General features: G+C 51.0%; 8 protein-coding genes. 2 read left to right on the top strand and 6 right to left on the bottom strand.

Translation table 11 applies throughout. The features are described 5' to 3' along the window. Both ACYZYZ_RS07990 and ACYZYZ_RS07985 read right to left on the bottom strand, forming a co-directional pair. Positions 1-435, bottom strand: a 435-nt coding sequence (locus ACYZYZ_RS07990) for a hypothetical protein (protein ID WP_461483882.1), incomplete at its 3' end; no start/stop codon positions are given. Positions 436-529: 94 nt separating this feature from the next. Further along, a complete protein-coding gene (locus tag ACYZYZ_RS07985) occupies positions 530-1,375 on the bottom strand; it encodes a hypothetical protein (protein ID WP_461483881.1) in 846 nt (281 codons plus the stop codon). Between the two features lie 163 nt (positions 1,376-1,538). On the opposite strand from ACYZYZ_RS07985, the gene ACYZYZ_RS07980 reads away from it, so the two are divergent. Further along, the gene (locus tag ACYZYZ_RS07980; RefSeq protein ID WP_461483880.1) at positions 1,539-1,745 is read left to right on the top strand and encodes a hypothetical protein; all 207 of its coding nucleotides are present in this window, start codon (positions 1,539-1,541) and stop codon (positions 1,743-1,745) included. A 6-nt stretch (positions 1,746-1,751) separates the two neighbouring features. Here ACYZYZ_RS07980 and ACYZYZ_RS07975 read toward each other — a convergent pair whose 3' ends face one another. Both ACYZYZ_RS07975 and ACYZYZ_RS07970 read right to left on the bottom strand, forming a co-directional pair. Further along, positions 1,752-3,230, bottom strand: coding sequence for a CYTH and CHAD domain-containing protein (locus tag ACYZYZ_RS07975; protein ID WP_461483879.1), 1,479 nt, complete (start codon positions 3,228-3,230; stop codon positions 1,752-1,754). Between the two features lie 142 nt (positions 3,231-3,372). Then, complete coding sequence (locus ACYZYZ_RS07970) at positions 3,373-3,816, bottom strand: CBS domain-containing protein (RefSeq protein ID WP_461483878.1); 444 nt, start codon at positions 3,814-3,816, stop codon at positions 3,373-3,375. 49 nt (positions 3,817-3,865) lie between these two features. On the opposite strand from ACYZYZ_RS07970, the gene cobA reads away from it, so the two are divergent. Then, positions 3,866-4,729 (top strand): uroporphyrinogen-III C-methyltransferase, encoded by an 864-nt coding sequence (gene cobA / locus ACYZYZ_RS07965; protein ID WP_461483877.1) that lies wholly within the window; start codon positions 3,866-3,868, stop codon positions 4,727-4,729. A 15-nt stretch (positions 4,730-4,744) separates the two neighbouring features. Here cobA and panD read toward each other — a convergent pair whose 3' ends face one another. Both panD and ACYZYZ_RS07955 read right to left on the bottom strand, forming a co-directional pair. Next, complete coding sequence (panD, locus tag ACYZYZ_RS07960) at positions 4,745-5,113, bottom strand: aspartate 1-decarboxylase (protein ID WP_461483883.1); 369 nt, start codon at positions 5,111-5,113, stop codon at positions 4,745-4,747. A 129-nt stretch (positions 5,114-5,242) separates the two neighbouring features. Continuing rightward, positions 5,243-5,488, bottom strand: coding sequence for a pantoate--beta-alanine ligase (locus ACYZYZ_RS07955; protein ID WP_461483876.1), 246 nt, complete (start codon positions 5,486-5,488; stop codon positions 5,243-5,245). Positions 5,489-5,858 lie beyond the last annotated feature (370 nt).

The raw sequence follows: 5,858 nt of genomic DNA, 5'->3' as shown, positions 1-5,858 counted from the left end.
AAATGCACGGGCGGTATAGAACACCATGGGCACGTTGTTGCCACGCTGCATTTCACCGTTGGTAAACCCTCCCAATCCACTGAGGTTCGAGAAGGGCATGCCTTCACTGGCTTCGGGGTTGTAGTAGACCTCGGCGCCTTCCCAGAGGCGTGCACCCAGAAATGGCGTAACGGTCAGCGTATAGCTTTTAGTCTGATCACCGGTGCTGAGCAGGCTTTTTTCGCCCTGATAGGGCGAATTGAACTTGTTCTTGTATTGCAGGATATAGGTTGCTTGACCGTGAAGACTAAAGTTTTCCGTGTCATCCGGTATCGGTGTTGCGCTATCGACTTTCGGGTCAGCCTCGACTGATGATTCAGCGAGACAAACGTTTCCCTGCGCACCTAAAAAAAGGACGCACAATAGATTGAGAAGCAGTGAGTTCTGCAGTTTCAAAATATAGATCGGGGCAGGCGGGTTCTTTCATACAGCCGGCATGATACTCGATTGCTGCCGGACAGTATCCTTCGGTTCATTGATAAAAGCTGCTTTAAAAGCGCCAGGTCACACCTACTTCGAAACGGTCTGCACCGTTACGCTTCGATTTACTGACAGTGGTTGCGTCCGCAATGTTGTTACCACTGACCAGATAGGCCACCCCGAGATCCCAGGTCGGTGAAGGACTGTATATACCCGCCATCATCACATAGCCATTCAGATAGGTCGGAGCGTTTGTCGGTGTGTTGGTCGCAGTACCGATATCGAGGGCTAACTTTAATCTGGGATGAATGGACCAGACGGGTGCAATGGATACCCCATAGACATTGCTTCTCTGCAGATCGCTGTCCCCACCAACTGGGTAGGCATGATTGTAGGGTTCCCGTTCGTAAGACGCATTGAGATGGATATCAACATCCTGCCAATAATATGAAGCAATCAGATTGATCCCGTAGTTGGTAGCGGCATTGCCCAGGCCTGCTGCTTGCTGGTTATTGCTAGAGGGCAGGGTTAGGGTAGGTTTTGCAGCTAGATTAAGTCCGGTATTTCCATCACCCATAAATCGCCATTTGATGCCCAAGACGTAATTCGACATGGGCTCATAGCTTCCGGTGGGTACAAAATAATAGGAGGCTGAAATCGATGCTTCCGTAACCTCGTTGATGCCATAGGTATAGGTGATTGGGAGGGTTCGGGCATTCCCATTGCCGACAAATTCTTCGCCGGGGGAGATATCGCTGACCTGATCATAGGTACCGTTGGCGCTGATGGCATAAAAGTACGCTTCAATCTGGTGGACTTCATGACCAACTGTTGCGGCATCATCGGTATTGAGAGGTTCAAAGGCATACGCATGCGCAACAAAAAGGGTCGGCAGTAAAACGAACAGTAGGCGCAAGGTGGTCTGTGATCATCGTGAAGCGATCACAATATCCAGATTGTGTTTCACGAGGATGACGATGCCCTTTGTCATTTATCTGCAACAAATAATTCATCGTTTCGCGGTAGATCAAAAAAAGCGGTCGGGCTATTTTCAGCACTCGTATTCATGGAGTGACATCATGTCGAGCAAAACGGTATTCGAAATCCTCGAGCAGTTGGAGAAGATTCTCAAAGACAAGCCAAACTACAACAAGTTGCTAGGTGGTTCTGGCTACAGAAATGGCTACGAGGACGGTTACAAGAATGCGTTCAAACGGTTCAAAGCCTTTCGTGACGACATTCTGAAAAAAGATGCAGACAAGAAGGATCTGGATAAAAGCAAGTAACGTTGCTTACTTCTCCCACGGAACCGCCTGTTGAATGACTGGTCTGAGCGCAGCAGGTAAGAGCTCAAGATAGGCACTCATCCGGCCTTTAGCCCAAGCTGCCGGTGTGTCTTCTGTGGCAAGTCGGCGCTCAGCCATTAACAGTTCTGCGGTCGCCAGGTCATTCATATGACCTAGTAATTCCTGGGTCTCAGTCAGACTGCGGCTGAATGCGTGGACCCGTTTTTTAGGGTAGAGGCTTTCAAAAAAATCCAGGGTGTAGCGTAGCTTTTTGAGATCAATACGTACTTCGTGTCGTTGTTCGGCGTTAAGCGTATGCGCCTTGCGCGCACCGCATAAAAATCGCTTGTGACGCCGTTTGAGTGCTTTGGTCGCGTAGCTACGGATCAATGTCTGGTCATCTTTGAGCCCGAACAGCGCCTCGCAAAAGCTCAGGATGTTCAGGCTGTACTGCCGACTCTGCATGATTTTTTTTGCCGCTTCGTGCGTGGCCAGACGTCTGGTCTGCGCAAAGTTTCGTAAGGCGATGAGATCCGGATGCTCAGCCAAGTCTTCATACAGCCGGGGCATTTGTTCGTTACAGAATACATCCCAGTTGCGTGCATCGCCCAGCTCCTGAGCGATATCTCGCCAGGCCTGGCTCCATCGTTCAGCAAATCCATCGGGTAAGGCCGCCGAGAATAGCCGGAGTGCTGTCCTCAGGCGACGCAACGCGACACGGGCCTGGTGGATATATTCGTCATTCTGCGGGGTGAAAATGCCCTGTTCATTCGCTTGTAGTTGCGTGATACAGCTGCGTGCAATATTCAGAAAAACCGATGTTGTTGTGTCATTGCTGCTGATCCGGAGCGGTGCTGCTTTGACAGGGATATGGGTTTTATCCAGAAATAACGCGTATCCACGAGCGGCTTTACTTTCATCCGCAGGGTGCAGGCGCACATGACGACTTAACATTCGGGCGAGTGCAAACAGCGTCCCTGGTGCTCCCGATTTAAGTTCCAGTTCAAGTTCACAGATGGGTTGCTCACGGCAGATGCCGTCGCGGGTCACTGATATGAGGCCCTGATCCAGTGCGATCTCTATCGTGGCGCGGCGAAACTCCAGTGTCCAGATCCGACGATTGAAGTCTGTGGTGAAAACGGGTACAAGCTGATCTGCGATCTTCGAGAGCTTATCAGCGAGTTGGGCGTTGTCCACCAGGGTCGGAAAATCAAATACCCCGGGTGTCGTTGGTGCTTCCCACTCGGAACGCTGGCTGATGCCGCCCTCACTAGGGTGGGCTGTTTTAACGGTCAGAAGCGTTTTCCTGAGGATGCGTCGCTCTCGAACAGCAACCCGTTCTTTGGTCAGGGCTAGATCCGGGGTGTCGAAGTAGGTGTTATGCAGTTTCTGGCGTTTGGGCACCGCCGCAAGCAAAGGATGCTTTAGCAGTGCAGGGATGTCTGAAGCGGCCAGAGATAGCTTAAGTTCGGTTTCGGTACCCATGTTACATTTATGTTTAAATATCGTTAAAAAATAATGGGTTAGCAAAAAACAATGAGCGAAGCTTACCGCTGTGTTGGGCGAAAGGCAAATAAAAACCCGCTGGCATTTCGCGAGCGGGTTGTGTGGGGCGATTCAGCCGGCTTTAGGTTTTAAGATCACCTGCAATGTAGCCAGCCAGTTGCTGAATGGTTTCTTCATGGCCTGCGATGATCGATTTCACGACATCACCGATCGACACCAGGCCAATCACTTTACCGTTTTCAAGCACCGGCAGGTGGCGGATGTGTTTTTCAGTCATAACGGCCATGCAGTCATCAATCGTCTGCTCGGGCGTCATTGTGATTAGTTCGCTAGTCATCAGTTCACGGACCACGGTATCCCGCGAATTACGGCCACGTAAGATGACCTTGCGGGCATAGTCACGTTCCGTGAAAATGCCCTTCAGTGCATCGCCTTCCATAACCAGCACGGAACTGATGTCTTCACGGGCCATGGCTTCCAGGGCTTCAAGTACGGAGGCATCTGGACGTACGGCGTAAATGCCAGAGGTCTTGTGGTTGAGTAATTGGCGAATGGTGAGAGGCATTGCTGTCTCCAAGTGGTTATGAACGCGTATTACGCAGGTGTATTAAGATATGCTTACCGGCACTTTCTGGCAAGAGGGTGATTCAGTAACCTCGATTGACCCTTGTCCCACTTTTTATATGGCTGAACTGATGTTTTCGAAGATTCACGACTTTCTGGCGCAAACCTTGAAGCAGTCATCTGCTTTAAAGCCGGGGAGTGTGAGTCTGGTCGGAGCTGGGCCTGGTGATCCGGAATTGCTGACTTTAAGAGCGCTACGGCGGATTACAGAAGCGGACGTAGTCTTGTACGACAACCTGGTGGGTCCTGAAATCCTTACGTTGATTCGTCCAGAGGCTGAACTACATTACGTGGGTAAGAAGGCTGCAAAGCATGCGCTTCCTCAGGAGGCGGTGAATGATTGGCTGATTCGATTAGCCAAGGCTGGGCAGAGGGTGGTTCGGTTAAAAGGTGGTGATCCGTTCATCTTCGGCCGGGGTGGGGAAGAGATGGATGCCTTGTTAGCAGCCGGAGTACCTGTTGAAGTCGTGCCAGGGATTACTGCGGCGGTCGGCTGTGCCGCGTATGCGGGCATTCCGCTGACGCATCGAGATTGGGCGCAATCAGTAACTTTCGCCACCGGCCATTTGAAAGCGGGTTTAAGCGAACTCGACTGGCCCGCTCTGGCTCGGCCTACGCAGACCGTTGTTTTTTATATGGGGATGACGGCTGCCAGAGAAATCGCCGATGCACTCATGATGCATGGACGGGCGGCGCATACCCCAGTTGCCGTGATTTACCACGGTACAAGGCCAGATCAGAAGGTGCTAATCACGACGCTGGAATCTCTTGCTCAAAAGATTAACGCCGAAGGTTTGAAGCCTCCGGCGTTATTGATCGTGGGTGATGTAGTCCGCCTCTATCGAATGGACTGATCCCCGAAAAGTGGTCTAGGCGGCCTGCGCAGGGATGCCGTTGCCGATACGGGCAATACGGTTGTTTGCATCGGCGTAAACCAATTTTGGTTCGTAATTTGCCAGCTCGACTTCGTTGTAAACAGCAAAGGTGGCAATAATCAGTAGGTCACCGGGTGCTGCGCGGCGTGCCGCTGATCCGTTGACCGAGATGATGCCTGAACCGCGTTGACCGCGGATGGCATAGGTGGTGAAGCGCTCGCCATTGTTGATGTTCCAGATGTCGATCTGTTCGTACTCGCGAATGTTCGCGGCATCGAGGAGATCTTCATCGATGGCACAAGAGCCCTCATAGTGCAATTCCGCATGCGTGGTGGTCACGCGGTGCAGCTTCGACTTGAGCATGGTTCTTTGCATGGATTCTTAACCCTAAGCGGCAAAATGGAAACGCATTGTGTCGCGTCAAATTCAGCCTGTCAATAACCTTGTAATAATTTTGATTTTGGTCAAAAAAACAAAAAGAATCAAAAGGTTCTAGATCTCAAGATTGTCGAGCAGGCGTGGTATACCTAGTCGGGAGGCCGCTACGATCACCAGATGACGGTCATCCGGGCCCGCCGGCACCAGATCCTGTTGGCGGCGGATGCTGATGTAATCGGTTTGCCAGCCGTGGGTATTCAACGTATCGGCGGCTTCCTGGCAGAGTTGCTCGTAGTTGCGCTGGCCATTGAGAACAGCTTGGCGGATCCCTTGAAGCACCTGCTGGAGGCGTATAGACAACCCTTTCCAGTATGAGTTTGCCCTGACTGGATTGAAATCGGACCAGGGCACCTTCGGTGATCTTTAAATTCTGATCGGCTTGTAGAGAGAATTGTTGCTCCTGCCATAGGAAGTGAATTTCTTCCTCAGGTTCATCAAATCCTAGGCAGCGAGCAATAAAGGTGGGAGGAAACTCTTGGAGCATGCTGACTCAACACCAGCAAATTCGAAAAATCAATCAATTACGAAGTAAATACCAAGCACGACAAAGCTTGATAAAAAATTATTCATGATTTTGCTGATAGTCAGTAATAGCTTGCTTCCCAAGTTCATCGAAGTCCTTGATCAACGCAAATTTCGCATCATCAGCAGGTTCTTTCCAGACATGCTC

Origin of the sequence: Porticoccus sp., assembly GCA_023261185.1 — a bacterium.
Lineage (GTDB): Bacteria > Pseudomonadota > Gammaproteobacteria > Pseudomonadales > Porticoccaceae > Porticoccus > Porticoccus litoralis.
Note: the sequence above shows the minus strand (reverse complement) of the source record. Positions and strands in the feature narration are given on the sequence as shown.

Bases quoted from the DNA above. Each gene is read 5' to 3' on its own strand.
- ACYZYZ_RS07975 (WP_461483879.1), bottom strand. From the start codon at position 3,230: ATGGGTACCGAAACCGAACTTAAGCTATCTCTGGCCGCTTCAGACATC.
- ACYZYZ_RS07970 (WP_461483878.1), bottom strand. From the start codon at position 3,816: ATGCCTCTCACCATTCGCCAATTACTCAACCACAAGACCTCTGGCATT.
- panD (WP_461483883.1), bottom strand. From the start codon at position 5,113: ATGCTCAAGTCGAAGCTGCACCGCGTGACCACCACGCATGCGGAATTG.
- ACYZYZ_RS07980 (WP_461483880.1), top strand. From the start codon at position 1,539: ATGTCGAGCAAAACGGTATTCGAAATCCTCGAGCAGTTGGAGAAGATT.
- cobA (WP_461483877.1), top strand. From the start codon at position 3,866: ATGCTTACCGGCACTTTCTGGCAAGAGGGTGATTCAGTAACCTCGATT.